Below are 523 nucleotides of genomic sequence, written 5' to 3'. Positions count from 1 at the left end.
GATATTGATCTTGCAGGGAGACAGCTTTATATCCGGCGCCTCAAAAATGGCTTTTCAACGTGTCACCCCCTCCTTCCTGATGAGTATAACGTACTGAAAAGCTGGCTCAGGGCCAGGAAGTATCTTGAGAAAGGAGCTGACGGAGACTGGCTGTTCCTGTCGCTGCGGCGGCATCCGCTCAGCAGGCAACAATTTTTTTACATACTCCGTGAGGCAGGGCGGCTGGCCGAATTAACGATAGCGCCACATCCTCATATGCTGCGACATGCCTGCGGCTACGCCCTTGCTGACAAAGGGATTGATACACGACTCATACAGGACTATCTGGGACACAGGAATATCCAGCACACCGTAAGATACACCGCAAGTAACGCCGGACGCTTTCATGGAATATGGCGAAAAAAACGCCGGGTATGACCGTACGTTCTGATTCAAAAAGTTAAGTCCTCTCCGCGCTTTCATCATCCTCTCAGATTTACCCCTTCCACACAAGAGTAATGGAATCGTAATCTATTGCTTATTA

1 protein-coding gene is annotated in these 523 nt (G+C 49.5%); it reads left to right on the top strand.

What is annotated here, in order from left to right:
• Window positions 1–417 (top strand): tyrosine-type recombinase/integrase (locus AC3G3F_RS23865; RefSeq protein WP_267286611.1); only part of this gene is annotated, 417 nt, incomplete at its 5' end.
• Between the last annotated feature and the right edge of the window lie 106 nt (window positions 418–523).

The organism is Salmonella sp. FC25216, assembly GCF_057751355.1.
Note: the sequence above shows the minus strand (reverse complement) of the source record. Positions and strands in the feature narration are given on the sequence as shown.